Annotated in this window: 10 protein-coding genes; 8 read left to right on the top strand and 2 right to left on the bottom strand. The window is 67.4% G+C overall.

Features of this window, described 5'->3' with window-relative positions; translation table 11 throughout:
- Positions 1 to 208: 208 nt before the first annotated feature.
- Positions 209 to 1,240 carry a LacI family DNA-binding transcriptional regulator gene (locus VGU65_RS10375; RefSeq protein WP_327475409.1) on the bottom strand — a complete coding sequence of 344 codons (1,032 nt, stop codon included), beginning with the start codon at positions 1,238 to 1,240 and terminating at the stop codon, positions 209 to 211.
- Positions 1,241 to 1,305: 65 nt separating this feature from the next.
- The gene (locus VGU65_RS10370; protein WP_327475407.1) at positions 1,306 to 2,610 is read right to left on the bottom strand and encodes a sugar MFS transporter; all 1,305 of its coding nucleotides are present in this window, start codon (positions 2,608 to 2,610) and stop codon (positions 1,306 to 1,308) included.
- Between the two features lie 409 nt (positions 2,611 to 3,019).
- On the opposite strand from VGU65_RS10370, the gene glk reads away from it, so the two are divergent.
- The 8 genes from glk (at position 3,020) to VGU65_RS10330 (ending at position 17,874) form a co-directional block, all read left to right on the top strand.
- Complete coding sequence (gene glk, locus VGU65_RS10365) at positions 3,020 to 4,054, top strand: glucokinase (protein ID WP_327475406.1); 1,035 nt, start codon at positions 3,020 to 3,022, stop codon at positions 4,052 to 4,054.
- A 96-nt stretch (positions 4,055 to 4,150) separates the two neighbouring features.
- Complete coding sequence (locus VGU65_RS10360; protein WP_327475405.1) at positions 4,151 to 6,850, top strand: TonB-dependent receptor; 2,700 nt, start codon at positions 4,151 to 4,153, stop codon at positions 6,848 to 6,850.
- Positions 6,851 to 6,978: 128 nt separating this feature from the next.
- Positions 6,979 to 9,297 carry a beta-N-acetylhexosaminidase gene (locus VGU65_RS10355; protein WP_327475404.1) on the top strand — a complete coding sequence of 773 codons (2,319 nt, stop codon included), beginning with the start codon at positions 6,979 to 6,981 and terminating at the stop codon, positions 9,295 to 9,297.
- A gap of 54 nt (positions 9,298 to 9,351) precedes the next feature.
- Positions 9,352 to 10,452 (top strand): acyltransferase family protein, encoded by a 1,101-nt coding sequence (locus VGU65_RS10350; protein ID WP_327475403.1) that lies wholly within the window; start codon positions 9,352 to 9,354, stop codon positions 10,450 to 10,452.
- 46 nt (positions 10,453 to 10,498) lie between these two features.
- On the top strand, positions 10,499 to 11,533 hold the full coding sequence (locus tag VGU65_RS10345) for a glycerophosphodiester phosphodiesterase (protein ID WP_327475402.1): 1,035 nt from the start codon (positions 10,499 to 10,501) through the stop codon (positions 11,531 to 11,533).
- 232 nt (positions 11,534 to 11,765) lie between these two features.
- Positions 11,766 to 14,822 carry a TonB-dependent receptor gene (locus VGU65_RS10340; protein ID WP_327475400.1) on the top strand — a complete coding sequence of 1,019 codons (3,057 nt, stop codon included), beginning with the start codon at positions 11,766 to 11,768 and terminating at the stop codon, positions 14,820 to 14,822.
- 149 nt (positions 14,823 to 14,971) lie between these two features.
- The gene (locus VGU65_RS10335; protein WP_327475492.1) at positions 14,972 to 16,246 is read left to right on the top strand and encodes a sterol desaturase family protein; all 1,275 of its coding nucleotides are present in this window, start codon (positions 14,972 to 14,974) and stop codon (positions 16,244 to 16,246) included.
- Between the two features lie 137 nt (positions 16,247 to 16,383).
- Complete coding sequence (locus tag VGU65_RS10330; RefSeq protein WP_327475398.1) at positions 16,384 to 17,874, top strand: amino acid permease; 1,491 nt, start codon at positions 16,384 to 16,386, stop codon at positions 17,872 to 17,874.
- The last annotated feature ends 31 nt before the right edge of the window (positions 17,875 to 17,905 follow it).

Raw genomic sequence — 17,905 nt, 5'->3', positions numbered from 1 at the left:
GAGCGCCCGGCAGGGCGGGAGAGGATGTGGTGGAGCGGGTACGCGAGCTTGCGGCGGCCCATGGGCTTCGCTTCGCTGCGCGCAGAGCGAACATCTCTGTTGATCGTGCCCTCCCGTGCTGGACTAACGGCGCGCTCTCCACCGTTCGCCCCGGGCGTAGGCCCGCAAAGCCAAAATCGAAGGTCAGGATGCCCGCAGCAAGCGGACTTCAGCTCTTCCGCGGCGGCGCGGTGGACCCGCGCACCACCAGCTCCGGCACGAAGCCTTCGTTGGCCGCGTCCGGCGCTGGCTCGCCTTGCTGCAGGTCGGCCATCAACCGCAGCGCGGCGTGCCGGCCGATCTCGGCGGTCGACTGCCGCGCGGTGGTGAGCGCCGGCCAGGCCTGCTTGGAGAACGGGTTGTCCTCGAAACCGGCGATCGAAAGGTCCCATGGCACGTCCAGCCCGGCCGAGCGCGCCGCGGCCAGCACGCCGGCGGCGATCTCGTCGTTGCTGCCGAAAATGGCGGTGGGCGGCTCCTTCAGCGCCAGCAGCTTGCGTGCGCCGCGGAAGCCGTCGTCGAAGGCGTAGCGCCCAGGCAGGATCAGCTTCTTGTTGAGCGGCAGCCCGTAGTCCTTCAATGCATCGGCATAGCCCTGGTAGCGCTCGGGGCTGGAGCGGTGGTGCGGCTCGCCCCACAGGAAGCCGATGCGCGTGTGGCCGAGCTGGATCAGGTGCTCGGTGATCGCGTAGGCTGCGTCGCGGTCGTCCACCCATACGCACGGCGAGCCGTCGGCCGGATCGGTGCGCGCGGCCAGGATGCGCACGAAGGCGATGTCGTGCGCTTTCAGGGTGGCGATCAGTTGCGGCTGCTCGGACATCGGCGGCGCCAGCACCAGCCCCGCCAGGCGCGAGCGGCGCACCAGCGCGCACAGCTCCTCGGCGAGCTTGGGCGAGGTCGAGTCGCAGGGATGGATCTGCAGGCCGAAGCCGCGCTCGCGGCAGGCCGACAGCACGCCGTTCTGCATGCTGATGACGTAGTGCGCGTTCGGGTTGTCGTAGACCAGGCCGATCGCGTAGGAGTGCGCGGCGCGCAGGCTGCGCGCGGAGAGGTTGGGGCGGTAGCCCAGCGCCTCGATCGCCCGCTCGACCTTCTCGCGCGTGTCCTCGCGTACCGACGCCTCGCGGTTGATCACCCGCGACACGGTCTTCAGCGACACGCCGGCGCGCTTGGCGACATCCTTGATGGTGGCGTGCAGCAAAGACGGCGTCTCCGGGGATTGGGCGCGCCATCCTAGCCCAGCGCCGCGCCGGCGTGGCGGCGCCCTCACTTCGCGCGCGCGCCATCGTCGTCACGCAGGCCCACGCGGTGCCCGCGCAGGCCGTAGAACAGGATGTAGAGATAGCAGGGGACCATCAGCGCGACGAACACGGCCTGGAAGCCGAAATGTTCCTTCAGGTGCGCATACAGCTGCGGCACCACCGCGCCGCCGGCGATGCCCATGATCAGCAGCGCCGAGCCGGCCTCGGTGTGCCGCCCCAGCCCCTTGATCGCCAGCGGGAAGATCGCCGGCCACATCATCGCGTTGGCGAAGCCCAGCGCCGCCACGAAGCCCACCGACAGGTAGCCCTGGGAGAGGTAGGCGCACAGGCTGAAGAGCACGCCCAGCACCGCCGACACCGCCAGGTAGCGCTGTTGCGAGATGAAGCGCGGGATCAGCACCAGCCCCGCCACGTAGCCCAGCAGCATCCCGCCCAGGGTGAACGCGGTGAAGAATTTGGTCTGGTCCAGCGGCAGGTGGAAGCCGGTGCCGTAGGTGCCGATCGCATCGCCCGCCATCACCTCCACGCCTACGTAGAGGAACAGGCACAGCACGCCCAGCCACAGGTGCGGAAAGCCGATGATGCTGGTGTCGGCATGACCGGTCCCCTGCTCGCTGTTGGCGCTGGCAGGGCGTACTTCCGGCAGTGACGAGCGCAGGATCCACACCGCCAGCAGCACCAGCAGCACGGCCATGCCCAGGTAGGGCGCGTGGATCTTGGCGGCGAACGCGTCGAGCAACGCCTCGCGGACCTGCGGGGAGGACGCGGCCTGGACCTGGGCGTCGATGTCGCCGATGCCCGAAAGCACCAGCGAGCCGATCACGATCGGCGCCAGGATGCCGGCGAACTTGTTGCAGATGCCCATGATGGCGATGCGCTGGGCGGCGCTCTCGATCGGTCCCAGGATGCTGATGTAGGGATTGGACGCGGTCTGCAGCAGCGACAGCCCCGCGCCGATCACGAACAGGCCGGACAGTGCGCCGGGGAACACCCGCATGGTGGCGAACTGGCCGAATGCCAGCGCACCGGCCGCCATCACGAACAGGCCCAGCGCCATGCCCTTCTTCATGCCGGTGCGCCGCAGCACCGCCGACGCCGGCAGCGAGAACACCAGGTAGGAGATGTAGAACGCGAACGGCACCAGGAATGCGTAGACGTCGGCTACCTGAAAAGCCAGCTTGACGAAGGTGATCAGTGGTCCGTTGAGCCAGGTCACGAAGCCGAAGATGAAGAACAGGAGGCCGATAACCAGCATCGGCCCCACCGTCGAAGGCCTGGGCCGGTCGGCCGCGAGCGTGGTGGACGACATGGACGGCTCTCCTCTCGTGCGCGCTATGCGATGCGAGCGCCGCCCCTTGCGGTCACTCCCCCGGCCGGCTTTATGGGCCTTGCGGGCCAACGTTGTCAATTTATGTCCGCGTTTGACCTGCCGTCTGGCCGCTCGATCGATACCCAACCGATGGCCTATGCGATGTTTTCTTGGTGCGGCGCATCACCCGCTGGAGGCTTGTCTCTGAGTTCGCAAAACGGCCAAATGTAGCCATTTAAACGCTCGTTTTCGTAGGACGAGGCAGCTACCGCGACGGGCAGTGTTGCGGTGCGTGAAACGGGTTCGCCGAAATGCCGCCGGAACGCGTTGACAACGTTGTCATGGCTGTCCAGACTCCGGCCCGCCCACGCCTGGTACGTCGGGCGGATCGGGGATAGGGAGCAATCGCGTGGCCGAGGTCGCCAACCCAAGGAGTGCGCCCCAGCGCCTGCAGCAGGAAGCCCTGCTGCTGGCCGCCGACGTCGGCGGGACGCATGCGCGCGTGGGCCTGGTCAGCCGACAGCCCAATGGCGCCAGCCCGGTGACCGTATTGCGCTACCAGCGCTACGCCTGCGCGGAATGGCCCAGCCTCACCGCGGTGCTGCAGCATTTCGTCACCTATCTGGATGCGCCGGCGCCAATCGGCCAGTGCGTGGTGGCCAGCGCCGGCTACGTGCTGGACGACGCCATCGTCAACGACAACCTGGCATGGCCGGTGTCGATCCGCGACATCCGCGACAGCCTGGCGCTCGACCAGCTGGCGGTGATCAACGATTTCGAGGCGGTCGCTTGGGCGACCCAATTCCTCACCGACGCCGACACGCTGCCGGTGATCGAGGCCAGCACGCCGCCCCAGCGTGGGCCGGTGCTGGTGATGGGTCCGGGTACCGGCCTGGGCTCGGCGGTGCTGCTGCCGGGCCAGCCGCACGCGACGGTGCTCGCCACCGAAGCCGGGCAGATCGCGCTGGCGCCCGGCACCGAGCGGGAAATCGAGATCCTGCGCCTGTTCGCGCGCGAGCGCTCGCACGTGCCATTCGAATACGCGCTTTCCGGGCCGGGCCTGCGCAATCTCTACCGCGCCATCTGCAGCCTGCGCGGTACGAGCCCCGCGCTCGCCCAGCCCAACGCGATCACCCACGCGGCGCTCATGCAGACCGATGCCGCGGCGGTGGAGGCGCTGGAGGTGTTCTGCGGGCTGCTGGGCAGCTTCGTCGCCGACCTGGTGCTGCTCTACGGCGCACGCGGCGGCGTGTTCCTGGCTGGCGGGATCCTGCCGCAGATCCGCCAGCTGCTGATGGCCAGCCATTTCCGCGAGCGCTTCTTCAACAAGGGCGTGATGCGCCCGTTCCTGCAACAGGTACCCGTACGACTGATGGAGCACGGCCAGCACGGCGTGATCGGCGCGGCCGGCATGGCCATCGCCGGCCATGCCGCGACCGGATGAGTTTGCTGTCAACCCAATCGAACCGGGCGCGAGCCCACACAACCAGCAGCGCCCCAACCATCGCACGGCGCTGGATCTCTTGAGGGGAGGATGACCATGTCGCACCGCAAAACGCTGTTAGCCGCAAGCATCGTCGCCAGCCTGTGCCTCGCCGGCACGCTGCACGCCCAGGACGCCATCCAGGGCACCCAGAACACCCGCTCGACGCAGGCCGACAAGGCCAAGGCCAAGGAGCTGGCCACCGTCACCGTCACCGGCATCCGCGAGTCGACGCAGAAGTCGATCGACATCAAGCGCGGGGCCAATTCCGTGGTGGACGTGGTCACCGCCGAGGACGTCGGCAAGCTGCCGGCGCACAACGTGGCCGACACGCTGCGCGCGTTGCCCGGCGTGGACATCAGCTCGTCCAGTGCCCAGGAAGGCGGCTTCGACGAAGCCGACCGCATCAGCCTGCGCGGTACCGCCCCGAGCCTGACCCAGACGCTCATCAACGGCCACACCGTGGGTACCGCCGACTGGTTCGTGCTCAGCCAGGGCAACACCGTAGGCCGCAGTGTGAGCTACACCCTGCTGCCGTCCGAGATCGTCAGCCGCGTGGAAGTGCACAAGTCCTCCGAAGCCCGCTTCCAGGACGGCGGCACCACCGGCAACGTGGACATCATCACGCGCAAGCCGTTGGACTTCGACAAGCAGTACACCGCGGACGCCAGCATCGGCGGCGTGTACTCCAGCACGGCATCCAAGACCGACGGCCAGTTCGCCGGCCTGTTCAACTACAAGAACGACGACAGCACGTTCGGCGTCCTGGCCCAGGTGTTCGACGAAAAGCGCCACCTGCAGCGTGAAGCCCAGGAGCTTCCCAGCGGCTTCACCCAGATCACCGCGACCAGCCCGGTGGCGGCGACCAATCCCGACCTCGTGGGTGTGTACATTCCCTCGCTGCTCGGCTCGACGCTGTTCACCCAGACCCGCACGCGCAAGGGCGGCCTGCTGGAGGCCCAGTTCCGGCCGAGCAAAGACCTCACACTGGGCCTGAGCGGCTTTTACTCCAGGCTCGACGCCGACAACTACAACCGCAACTACATGTTGTGGGCCGGCAACTGGGCCATGACGCAGGCGCCGAACCCGGGCTACACCGTGCAGAACGGCGTGCTCACCAATGCCACCTACGCCGGCGTGGCGGGCACCCCCTACACCGTGTACGACATGATCGCGCGCAAGTCCCAGGCCAAGACCTACTACTACACCGCGGACGCCGACTGGAACGTGTCGGACAACGTGACGGCGACGTTCCAGGCGGGCACCACCAAGGGAACCGGCACCACGCCGAAACAGTTCATCGCCGAAGTCACCGACAACTACGGTGGGGGCGCCAGCTGGCAGACACATGGCGCCGGCTCGCCGGTGGACTGGAGCGTCGGCGGCGACGGCAGCCTGGCCGGTGCACAGTGGAGCGGCACCTGGGGCGACCAGCTGGTCAAGGCGACCGACAAGGAAAACTGGTTTTCGGCCGACTTCACCCAGTACATGAATGCCGGCGCGCTGGAGTCGTTCAACTACGGCGTGCGCTACGCCAAGCACGACCGCGCCACCGTGTCGCCGGAGGGCGCCACCCCGGGCAACCTCTGGGGCGCGCTGCAGGGCGCCGCCACCAGCAGCTACCCGAGCGACTTCGCCCAGGGCATCGGTGGCGTGTTCCCGCGCAACATCTGGTTCTTCACCCAGTCCGCGCTGGCCAACGCAGTCGATTCCACCGCCACCTGGCTCGCAGGCAACGACGGCCCGACCGGTCGCCACAACTACGGCGCCGACTGGACCGTTAGCGAGAAGAACGCCGCGGCGTACTTCCAGGCCAACTTCCAGGGCGACAACTGGAGCGGCAACGCCGGCGTGCGCTACGTCAACATCAGCCAGGGCATCGACACGTATGCCGCCACCACGGTCAATCCGGACGTGAGCAGCCTGTTCGGCATGTGGAATCGCGAGCACTACAGCAACCACTACGGACGCTTCCTGCCGAGCTTCAACCTGAAATTCAGCATGACCCCGGATCTGATCGCCCGCTTCGCGGTGTCGCAGACCCAGACCCTGCCGGACTATTCGGCCCTGGGTGCCTCCTCGTGGGGTTCCGACCTGAGCAAGACCGGCGGCGGCGGCAACCCGCACCTCAAGCCGGTGCTGTCGACCAACTTCGATGCCGGCCTGGAGTGGTACTTCATGCCGCGCGGCCTGCTGGCGGCCACCGCGTTCTCGATGAACATGAAGGACTACGTGGCCTATGGCACCACGAACCGCCAGCTCTTCAGCGAACTGAGCCACCAGCTGGAAACGTACAACGTCGCCATCCCGCTGAATGCCGATGCCCGCCTGTCCGGTCTCGAGCTGACCTACAACCAGCCGATCGGCAAGTACCTCGGCGTGAATGCCAACTACACCTATGCGGACGGCTCATCGTCCTTCACCTGGGCGGATGGTTCGAACAACCTGCTCGGCACCTCGAAGAACACCTACAACGTGGGCGCCTACTTCGAAAACGACATGTTCAACGCGCGCATCGGCTACAGCTGGCGTTCGTCGTTCCTGATCGGCCTGCAGGGCGCGGTGCCCTACTACCAGGCGGCGTCAGGCACGCTGAATGCCTCCGTTGGCTACAAGGCGACGGATTGGCTGAGCTTCAGCCTGGATGCGCTGAATCTCAACAACCCGACGACCAAGTACTACCAGAGCGCGTACATCCCGACCGCTTTCTACGAGAACGGCCGTCAGTACTACTTCTCCGCGCATCTGAAGTTCTGATCCATCGCACGACACGCAGGCCACGGATGGCCTGCGCTCCCCGTTCGGGCCCGGTCAGTACGTTGCGGGCCCTTTTTTTTGCCCGTCGCGCGGGTGGCATGCTGGGCCACCCCGCGCAGGAGATGCCGATGATCCGCTGTCCGATCCCTTCCAGCCGCCTGTGCCTGCTGCTGGCGCTCGCCCTGTTGCCGCTGCGCGTGGCGTTCGCCGGCGCCGCGCCGCCGGCCCTCATCCCGCAGCCGGCGCAACTGGAGCTGCAGCAGGGGCGCTTCAGCGTCGACGCACACACGCCCATCGTGCTCGCCGACGGCGGCGCCTCGACGAGGCAGACCGCCGATTACCTGATCGACCTGCTGGCGCGCACACGTGGCCTGCGCCTGAAGATTGGCAAGGGCGACGGAGCGGCGCCGGCGATCGTGCTGCAACGCGATCCACAGGCGCCGGTGAGCGAGGCCGAGGGCTATGCGCTCAGCGTGACGGCGCAGGGCATCCGCGTCCAGGCGCGCGACGACGCCGGCCTGTTCCATGGAGCGGTCACGCTGTACCAGCTGCTGACGCCCGATGCCTCGCAGGGCAGGGTGGACGTGCCTGCGCTATCCATCCGCGACTGGCCGCGTTTCGGTTGGCGCGGCTTGATGCTCGATTCGGCCCGCCACTTTCAGAGCGTGGCCGAAGTCGAGCGGCTGATCGACCAGATGGCGCAGCACAAGCTCGACGTGCTGCACTGGCACCTCACCGACGACCAGGGCTGGCGCATCCAGATCAAGCGCTACCCCGAGCTGACCAGGATCGGCGCCTGGCGCACGCCGCCGGGCGCCGGTCATGACGGTGAGCCGGCGCGCTACGGCGGCTTCTACACCCAGGCGCAGATCCGCCAGGTGGTCGCCTATGCCGCCGCGCGCCACGTCACCATCGTGCCTGAGCTGGACATGCCAGGCCATGCGCAGGCTGCGGTGGCCTCCTATCCCGAGCTCGGCGTCACCGGCCGGCGGCCGCAGGTGTCCGCCGACGCCGGCGTGCACCCCTGGCTGTACAGCGTGGACGAGGACACCTTCACCTTCATCGACCACGTGCTGGACGAGGTGATGGCGCTGTTCCCCTCGCCCTACATCCACGTTGGCGGCGACGAGGCGATCAAGGACCAGTGGAAGGCCTCGCCCGCGGTGCAGGCGAAGATGCGCGAGCTGGGCGTCACCAGCGAGGATGCGCTGCAAGGCTGGTTCATCGGGCGTATCGGCCGGTATCTCGAACAACACGGGCGCAAGCTGGTCGGCTGGGACGAGATCCTCGAGGGCGAAAACCTTCCGGCCGACGCCACGGTGATGTCCTGGCGCGGCACCGACGGCGCGATCAAGGCCGCGCTGCTGGGCCACGATGTGATCATGTCGCCCTCGCCGGGCCTGTACTTCGACCACGTGCAGAGCGGCCTGGCCGACGAATACGCCGGCCGCCTCGGGGTGGAGTCGCTGCAGAGCGTGTACGCCTTCCAGCCTGTGCCCAGCGTGCTGAGCGCGGCGCAGGCCCGGCACGTGCTGGGCCTGCAGGCCAATGCGTGGACCGAGCACATGCCCACCATGGCGCACGTGGAGCATCAGGTGTTCCCGCGGCTGGATGCGCTCAGCGAAGTGGCCTGGTCGCCCGCCAGCGCGAACAACTGGCCGGGCTTCCTCGCCCGCCTGCCCGCGCAACTGGCCCGCTACCGCAGCCAGCACATCGACGTGGCAGACGGCGCCTTCGCGGTGGACATCGCCATCGATCGCAACGTGGCGCTGGTTACGGCCAAGGCCACGGTCACGCTGTCGAATCAGGCCGGTTATGGTGCCATCCACTACACGCTCGACGGCACCGCGCCGACGCTGGCCTCGCCGCGCTATGACCTGCCGTTCAATGTGGCGCTGCCGACCACCGTGCGTGCCGCGAGCTTCGCTGCCGACGGCAACGCGCTGGCCGCGCCGCGCGAGCGCGTGCTCGATCGGCCGAGCCTCCTCAGCCTCGCGGGAACGGAACTGGCGAACTGCCCCGGGATGGATTTCCGCCTGATCCTGCAGCCGACGCCCGATGCGACCAGTACCCAGCCGGTATATGCGGTCAACCTGTTCGACAGCTGCCAACTCTATCCGCCGACGCTAATGGACGGCATGGCCGCGATCCACGTCGATGCCGTCCGGCTGGAACGCAACTTCCAGCTGGCGCACGAGGCGAACCGGGTGGTCTCTCGTCCGCATGCCACGCCGTTCGGCGAGCTGGTGGTGCATGCCGACCGCTGCGACGGCCCGGTGCTGGCCAGCCTGCCGCTGCCCGATCCTGCACATAGCCCGCGCCGGTTCGCGCTGGATGCTGCGCTGCCGGCCCTGAGCGGCGAGCACGGCCTGTGCCTCATCTACACCGCACCCATCGATGGGCCGCTGTACGCGCTCAGCCGCGTCGCCCTGAAAGAGAGACGCTGAGTCCCTGCCATGCTTCCCTACGCCGAACCTCCCGCTGCGCGCGCGGAAAAGGACATGGCCAGCCGCGGCGACGAGTTGCCCGTGAACACTCCGCCCGGCCGCCTCGCCTCCCTCGATACCCTGCGTGGCCTCACTGTCGTCGGCATGCTGCTGGTGAATGATCCAGGCAGCTGGGATCACGTTTACTGGCCACTGGACCACGCCGCCTGGAATGGATGCACGCCCACCGACCTGGTGTTTCCATTCTTCCTGTTCGTGATGGGCGTGTCGGTGGCGCTGGCGATCCTGCCCCGGCTGGAGCAGGGCGCGGCGCCGGACCGGTTGCGCAACGCGGCGCTGTGGCGGGCGCTGCGCATCCTCGCGCTGGGCGTGGCGATCAATGCGCTGGCGGCCTGGTGGTTGCCCGGCCGCGACATGCGCTGGCCGGGCGTGCTGCAACGCATCGGCGTGTGCTTCGCGGTGGTGGCGGCGTTCGCCGTCTACACGCCGCGGCGCGCTTGGTGGACAGCCCTCGCGGCGCTGCTGGCAGGCTATGCCGCCTTGCTGCTCTGGGGCGGCACCCTGGCGAAGTGGGACAACATCGTCGACCACGTTGACGCGGCGGTCTTCGGCCATTACGTCTGGGACCTCGACCTGTCCACGGGCCGGGTGCACGACCCCGAGGGTCTGCTCAGCACGCTGCCGGCGATCGCCACCGGCCTGCTCGGCCTGTGCGCCGGAGTGTGGTTGCGCGCGCGGCGGCTTAAGCTGCTGCTCGTCGCCGGTGTGGCGGCGGTGCTGCTCGGTGCCTTGTGGTCCTTGTGGATCCCGCTCAACAAGAACCTGTGGACGCCCTCGTTCGTGCTGTGGACGGGCGGCTGGGCGGTGCTGGCGCTGCTGGCCTGCCATTGGCTGGTCGACGTGCACGGCTGGCCGCCGTTGGGCCGGCGCTTCGGCGTCAATGCGATCGCCGCCTATGCCGGTTCGGAACTCATGCAGGTGGCGCTGCCGGCGCTGGGCTGGCAGCGGCCGATCTACGAGGAGGGTTTCGCCCGCTGGATCGTCCCCTGGGGCAGCGAGGAACTGGCTTCGCTGGCCTTCGCCATCGTGTTCGTAGCGTTCTGGTGGGCCATCGTCTGGTGGATGGATCGGCGGCGCATCTACCTGAAGCTGTGACGGCGGCGCGGGCCGTCCGGTCCGCGGACTCCCGGTGGTGACTCGCGTGCTCACCGGAAAATCGCTTGCGCCCCGCGTCCGGGTGATCGCCCACCGCGGCGCCAGCGCGCACCTGCCGGAGCACACGCTGGCCGCCTATGCGCGCGCCATCGCAGACGGCGCCGATCTGATCGAACCGGACCTGGTGATGACCCGCGACGGCGTGCTCGTCGCGCGCCACGAGAACGAGATTGGCGCGACCACCGACGTGGCGATCCACCCCCGCTTCGCCTCACGGCGCACGACCAAGCGCATCGACGGCGTGTCGGTCGAAGGCTGGTTCACCGAGGATTTCACCCTTGCCGAGCTCAAGACCCTGCGCACCCGCGAGCGCCTGCCCCACCTGCGCGGGACCGCCCACGACGGCCGTTACCCCATCCCGACGCTGGAGGAGATCATCGGGCTGCTCGCGAACGAAAATGAGCGGCTGGGCCTGGCAGCCGGGCTGATTCCGGAGATCAAGCACGGTACCTGGTACCGGCAGCAGGGCCTGCCGATGGAGCAACGCCTGCTCGGCATGCTCCGAGCGCACGCCTCCACGCGCACCGTGCCGGTGGTGATCCAGTCCTTCGAGATCGCCAACCTGCGCGAGCTGCGCGCCAGCCTGGGCTGCCTGCCCAACGTGCGCCTGCTGCAGCTCGTCGACGATCCGCAGGCGCAGCCATGGGACGTCGAGGCCCGCGGCGGCGCGCTGCGCTACGCCGACCTGCTCACGCCGGCGGGCCTGCGCGAGGTGGCCGCTTACGCCGACGCCATCGGCCCGAACGCGCGCGCGATCCTGCCGCTGGCTCGCGCGGGCCACCTTGGGCCGCCCACGCCGCTGGTGCGGGAGGCGCATGCCGCGGGGCTGGAGGTGCACGCCTGGACCTTCCGCCCGGAAAACGCCTTCCTGCCCGAAGGGTTGCGGCAGGGCGCCACCGCGGCACGGAACGAGCAAGGTTCGATCACCGAGATCCGTGCCCATCTGGAAGCGGGCGTCGATGCGTTTTTCACGGATGACCCTGCGCTCGGACGTCGCGCCGTCGGGCCTCATGTGCCGTAAGTAATTCCGGCAAATGTTGAATTTTTGCTTTGCGCACCTTAAGGTTCAGTCAAACGAGTCCCGCTTCCCCACAGCCTGTCGTGTCGGCGTCGATCCCCCTTTGCGGCTGCCGACCTCCTGCAGGAACTCCTGAAAACCGGATTTGGACGCGGAAGGATGACCGTGCTCGTTGCCGCGGGGCATGACGATTGCCTCAGTCCTTTATCCAAATACAGGTTTTGGGGAGTTTTGCATGAACTTGCAAGTTGCCAATCGCCCGGCGATCCGCCGGACGGCCCTAGCTATTGCCCTCAGCATGGGCTTCGCGGGCGCCGCCTTCGCGCAGTCGACCACCGGCAGCATCTTCGGTGACGCGCCGGCCGCCCAGGGCGAGACCGTTTTGATCCAGAACGCCACGGGCTTCAGCCGCGAAGTGCCGGTGGATGCACAGGGCCGCTTCGCTGCCAGCCAGCTGCCGCTGGGCACCTACACGGTCATCCTGCGCCAGAACGGCCAGACCGTCGATTCGCGCAAGGACGTGACCCTGCGCGTCGGCGCGGGCTCCCAGGTTTCCTTCGCCGCCGCCGCCAGCTCGGCCAACGCCCAGAACCTGTCGGCGATCACCGTCAGCGCCAACGCGCTGCCGGCTATCGACGTGACCGGCGTGGACTCGCGCACCGTCATCACCGCCGAGCAGCTGGCCAAGCTGCCGCTGGCCCGTAGCGCCGAAGCGATCGCGCTGCTGGCCCCGGGTGTGGTCGAGGGCAGCGCCCTGTTCACCGGCACCGCCGGTGGCAACGTGGTGACCTTCGGTGGCTCCTCGGTGACCGAGAACGCCTACTACATCAACGGCTTCAACACCACCGATCCGCTCAGCGGTCTGGGCGGCCTGACCCTGCCGTACGGCGCGATCGACCAGCAGGAAATCCTGAGCGGCGGCTACGGTGCGGCCTACGGTCGTTCCGACGGCGGCGTGATCAGCCAGGTCGGCAAGCGCGGCACCAACGAGTGGCATTTCGGCGCGCAGATCCAGTGGACGCCCAAGTCGCTCAAGTCCGACCCGAAGAACTACTACTACGTCAGCGGCACCCGCGCCGGCGACATGCGCCAGTACCGCAATGGCAACAAGGCGTGGGACACCACCGTGTCTGGCTACGTCGGTGGCCCGCTGATCAAGGACAAGCTGTTCTTCTTCGCCGCGGCCGAGGCCGAGCGCAAGGAAGGCACCAACGTCGGTTCCGATACCGCGCCGCGCACCACCACGTATCGCTACGACGATCCGAAGTGGTACGCCAAGCTCGACTGGAACATCAACGACAGCAACATCCTCGAAGTGACCGGTGCGTCGAGCAAGGAGTCCTACGCGGGCAGCCTGTACGATTTCGACTACGCCACGCGCACCACGGGCGCGTTCAACAGCTTCGACACCTCGCACAAGTACGGTTCGGACCTGTACTCGGCCAAGTTCACCAGCTACATCACCGACAACCTCACCGTCAGCGCGATGTATGGCCAGATGAAGGGCACGCTGTACGAAAACCTGGTGGGTTCTGATGCCCCGTACGTCTTCGGCGCCGACAAGCAGAACCCGGCGTTCACCGGTGGTTCGCCGATCGCGGGCCCGCAGGGCGTCGACTACGTCAAGGATCCGGCGCACACCTCGAAGAACACCAACCTGCGCCTCGACATCAGCTACCACCTGGGCGATCACACGATCACGGCCGGTATCGACAACCAGAATGTCGCCGACAACCACGACTCCCAGATCGACTCGGGCCCGGGCTATGCCTGGCAGTACGACTCCGGCGATCCGAACATGTTCATTCTGGGCGGCCCGGTAGCAAACGGTGCCGGCTGGCAGTCCATGCCGTGGGTGCAGGCTCCCAACTCGTCTGCCAATGGCCAGAGTGGCTACTTCGTCTCGCGCTACATCTACGCCGTGGGCGCATCGGTGACCACCAAGCAGCGCGCGCAGTACATCGAGGATGCCTGGCAGGTCAGCGACCGTTGGCTGGTCAAGCTCGGCCTGCGCAACGACCAGTTCACCAACAACAATGGCGCGGGCGTGCCTTACCTGCGCCTGACCTCGCCGCAGTGGGCGCCGCGCGTGGGCTTCAGCTGGGACGTCAACGGTGACTCCAGCTTCAAGGTCTACGGCAACGCCGGTCGCTACTACCTCGCCATGCCGGCGAGCGTGGCCCTGCGCGCCGCGGGCTCGTCGCTGTACACCAACGAGTACTACACCTACACCGGTATCGACGCCAATGGTGCCCCGACCGGCCTGACCCCGATCGCCAGCAGCACCGGCGGCCCGATCTCGAACAACCTCGAGTACGGCCAGCCGCGTGATCCGATGACTGCTGCTGCGCGTAACCTGAAGTCGGAATACCAGGACGAGTACATCCTGGGCTTCGACAAGCAGCTCAACCAGTCGTGGACCTTCGGCGCCAAGGCGACCTATCGCGACTTGCGCAATGCCATCGACGACGTGGGCGATTCCTTCGCCATCCAGCGCAAGATGACGGCGATGGGTATCGACCCGGCCACCGTCGGTGCCATCCAGGGCAGCTACCTGTTCAACCCGGGTCGCACCAACACCTTCATGATTCCGAAGGCGGACGGCAGCGGTTACTACGAAGTGCCGATGACGATGCAGGACTACGGCTTCAACACCACGCTAAAGCGCCATTACGCTGGCCTGAACCTGTACCTGGAGCATCCGTTCGACGGCAAGTGGTACGGCAAGATCGACTACCTGTGGTCGCACAGCTACGGCAACAGCGAAGGCCAGGTGCGTTCGGACATCGGCCAGACCGACGTTTCGGCGACGGTGGACTGGGACTACGCGCAGGTCATGGACTACGCCAATGGCGACCTGTCCAACGACCGTCGTCACCAGATCAAGGCCTATGGCTCGTACCAGCTGACGCCGGAAGTGCTGCTTGGCGGCAACCTGCTGGTGATGTCTGGCATGCCCAAGAGCTGCCTCGGCTACTACGGTCCGAACGAGACCAATCCGGGCCTGGGTTACGGTTCGTACTATCACTTCTGCAACGGACAGCCGTACTCGCCGGGTGAGCAGCACCAGCCGTGGACCTACCGCCTGGACCTGAATGCCGAGTATCGGCCGGAGTGGGCGGGCAAGAAGCTGGCGTTCAACGTGATGGTTTACAACGTGCTCGACAAGCAGACCACGACGCAGACCTATGCGATTCACGGCTCGTCGGCGAAGATCAACCCGAGCTATGGTCGCCCGTACAGCTCGATGACCCCGCGTTACGTGCGCTTCGGCGTCTCGTACGACTTCTAAGCAGGTCGCACCACCCGGGCTGTCCGCAGCCCGGTTCACCTTGGGGCCGCAGGTTTACCTGCGGCCCTTTTTTGTTGCCTGGCTTGCGCGGCTCGGGCCGCTCGTCGCGAGGTAGCATGGTGTCGGAACGGGACGATTGGCCGTACGCCATGCACCTGCAGGAACTCATCATCACCTTTGCCACCCCGGTGTTCTTCGCGCTGATCGGCGTGGAGTGGCTGGTGGCGCGCTGGCGCGGGCGGGTGGCCTACCGGGCGAACGATGCGATGAGCAGCATCGGCCTTGGGGTGATCTCGCAGCTCGTGGGCGTGTTCGCCAAGCTGCTCTCGATCGGCGTCTACGCATGGGTGGCGGCGCACCTGGCGCTGTTCTCGCTGCCGGCCGACAACATGCTGGTGTGGGCGTTCGCGCTGCTCGCCTATGACTTCCTCTACTACTGGCTGCATCGCGCCGGGCACGAGGTGAACATCCTCTGGGCCGCGCACGTGGTGCATCACCAGAGCGAGCACTACAACCTCTCCACCGCGCTGCGCCAGACCGGCAGCGGCGTGTTGCTGGGCTGGCTGTTCTACCTGCCGATGGCGCTCGCCGGAATCCCCGTCCAGGTGTTCGTGGTGGTGGCGCTCATCGATCTGCTCTACCAGTTCTGGGTGCACACCGAGCAGATCGGCCGGCTGGGATGGTTCGACCGCGTGTTCTGCTCGCCCTCCAACCATCGCGCGCACCACGCGGTGAACGAGCGCTACCTCGACCGCAACTACGGCGGCATCCTGATCGTCTGGGACCGGCTGTTCGGCACCTTCGTGGAGGAGGACGACGCCGATCCGCCGGTGTACGGCACCCGCGCACCGTTGCGCAGCTGGAACCCGCTGTGGGCCAACGTCGAGGTGTACTGGGCCGCGGCCAGGGACATGTGGCACGCGCGGCGTTGGCGCGACAAGGTGGCGGTCTGGCTGAAGCCTCCGGGTTGGCGGCCGGCCGACGTCGCGGCGCGCTATCCCCGTGCTGCCTTCGACATCCGCCGCGAACGCTTCGACCCGCCGATGCCGCGCGCGCTCACCCTCTACTGCCTGCTGCAGTTCGCGCTGCTGCTGGGCATGGCCACGCAGTTCCTCGACCTGAGCGCGCGGGCCAGCCTGCCGACCCTGCTTGCATACGCTGTCTACCTGACCGGCAGCCTCACCGTGCTCGGTGCGCTGATGGAAGGGCGCGCCGGCGCGCGGTGGATCGAGGCGGCGCGTGTCCTGGCGACCGCATGGACGCCCTGGGCGACCGGGCGCTGGTTCGGCGTGGCCCATCTGGATCCAGGCCTCGCGCTTGCGCTGTTGCTGGTGTTCGGCCTCGCTCCACTTGCCTTGCCGTGGCTGGGCAAAGCTTCCCCTGGTACGCCGCAAACGGCGACACCCGGCGGCCACCGCCTCTAACGGTTCATCCGCGCCGATCGTCCGCCCGTGACGGTCGACGGGCATTGTCCCGCGTGGGTCGTGGCACCCAACCCATGGCAGTGCCGTTGGCGCCGACGCCCACGTTATGATCCCGGCTCGCTTTCAGGGGACGCGCGATGGGTTTTCTAGCCAGGCTGATGCGCCACAAACCGGTTGAGCAACTGCAGGCCGAGGCCGGCGGCTCCGGGGATTTCCGCCGCGTGCTGGGACTGTGGCAACTCACCGCGATCGGCATCGGCGCGATCATCGGCGTGGGCGTGTTCGTGCTGGCCGGGCAACAGGCGGCGGTCAATGCCGGTCCCGCGGTGATCCTTTCCTTCATCGTCGCGGGCCTGGGCAGCGCCTGCGCGGCGCTGGCCTATGCGGAGTTCTCCGGTCTCATCCCGGTCACCGGCAGCGCCTATACCTACGGCTATGCGGTGCTGGGCGAGCTGTTCGCCTGGATCATCGGCTGGGACCTCTTGATCGAGTACGCGCTGATCGTGGGCGTGGTGGCGATCGGATGGTCCGGCTACGTGCAGGCGTTGATCGAGCAGCTTTTCCACGTGCAGCTGCCGGTCTGGGCGCAGGGCGCGTACGACCCGGCCCACCCGGGCAACGGCAAGGTATTCAACGTGATCGCCGCGGCGATCTCGCTGCTGATCGCGGTGATGCTCACGGTCAGGACCGAATGGGGCGCGCGCTTCAACACTGCGGTAGTGGTGATCAAGGTGATCGGCGTGGCGCTGGTGATCGGTGTGGGTGCCTTCTTCGTCGATACCGCCAACTGGCACCCGTTCATCCCGCCGGTCGTGCACGGCACCGATGGCGACCACTTCGGCTGGGGCGGCGTGCTGGCCGCCTCCAGCGTGGTGTTCTTCGCGGTGTTCGGCTACGACACGCTGACCACCGCGGCCGAAGAAGCCAGGCACCCGCAGCGCGACCTGCCGCGCGCGGTGCTGCTGTCGCTGGCGGTGTCGATGGCGCTTTACCTGGCCGTCTCGCTGGTGCTCACCGGCATGGTGCCCTATGCGCAGCTCAACTCGCCGGCGCCGGTGGACGCGGCTTTCAAGGCGCTGGGGCTGGACTGGGTGCGCGGCATCATCTCGGTGGCGGCGATCGCCGGCATCACCAGCGTGCTGTTTGCCTTCATGCTCGGCGCGGCGCGCATCTGGTTCGCCCTTTCGCGCGACGGGCTGCTGCCCAAATGGTTCTCGCAGGTGCATCCGAAGTACGGCACCCCGGCCCGGCCGACCATGATCCTGGGCGTGTTCACCGCGCTGGTCGCCGGTTTCCTGCCGATCGGCGAGGTGGCCGAGCTGGTCAACATCGGCACGCTCTCTGCTTTCATCGTCATCTGCGCTTCGGTGCTGATCCTGCGCGTGCGCAAGCCCCACCTGCAGCGCAGCTTCCGCACCCCGGCGCTGTGGCTGGTCGCCCCGGCCGGCATGTTGTTCTCGCTGTTCCTGATTACCGGCTGGCCGTGGATCGCCAACGGCCATCTGCATTTCCTCGGCGGCCTGCCGGCGGTGACCATCTGGCGCTTCGTGGTGTGGATGGTGCTGGGCCTGGCGATCTATTTCTTCTACGGCATGCGCCACAGCCGGCTGGAAGGCGGGCGCGACTGACACGCGTTTTCCAGACGCCGGCGCATGGTTT

This window comes from Frateuria sp. (genome assembly GCF_035943815.1).
Classification (GTDB): Bacteria; Pseudomonadota; Gammaproteobacteria; order Xanthomonadales; family Rhodanobacteraceae; genus Frateuria_A.
Note: the sequence above shows the minus strand (reverse complement) of the source record. Positions and strands in the feature narration are given on the sequence as shown.

What these genes read in the sequence shown, in the direction of transcription:
- VGU65_RS10370 (WP_327475407.1), bottom strand. Translation starts at nt 2,610, where the DNA reads ATGTCGTCCACCACGCTCGCGGCCGACCGGCCCAGGCCTTCGACGGTG.
- VGU65_RS10360 (WP_327475405.1), top strand. Translation starts at nt 4,151, where the DNA reads ATGTCGCACCGCAAAACGCTGTTAGCCGCAAGCATCGTCGCCAGCCTG.
- VGU65_RS10355 (WP_327475404.1), top strand. Translation starts at nt 6,979, where the DNA reads ATGATCCGCTGTCCGATCCCTTCCAGCCGCCTGTGCCTGCTGCTGGCG.
- VGU65_RS10350 (WP_327475403.1), top strand. Translation starts at nt 9,352, where the DNA reads ATGGCCAGCCGCGGCGACGAGTTGCCCGTGAACACTCCGCCCGGCCGC.
- VGU65_RS10340 (WP_327475400.1), top strand. Translation starts at nt 11,766, where the DNA reads ATGAACTTGCAAGTTGCCAATCGCCCGGCGATCCGCCGGACGGCCCTA.
- VGU65_RS10335 (WP_327475492.1), top strand. Translation starts at nt 14,972, where the DNA reads ATGCACCTGCAGGAACTCATCATCACCTTTGCCACCCCGGTGTTCTTC.
- VGU65_RS10330 (WP_327475398.1), top strand. Translation starts at nt 16,384, where the DNA reads ATGGGTTTTCTAGCCAGGCTGATGCGCCACAAACCGGTTGAGCAACTG.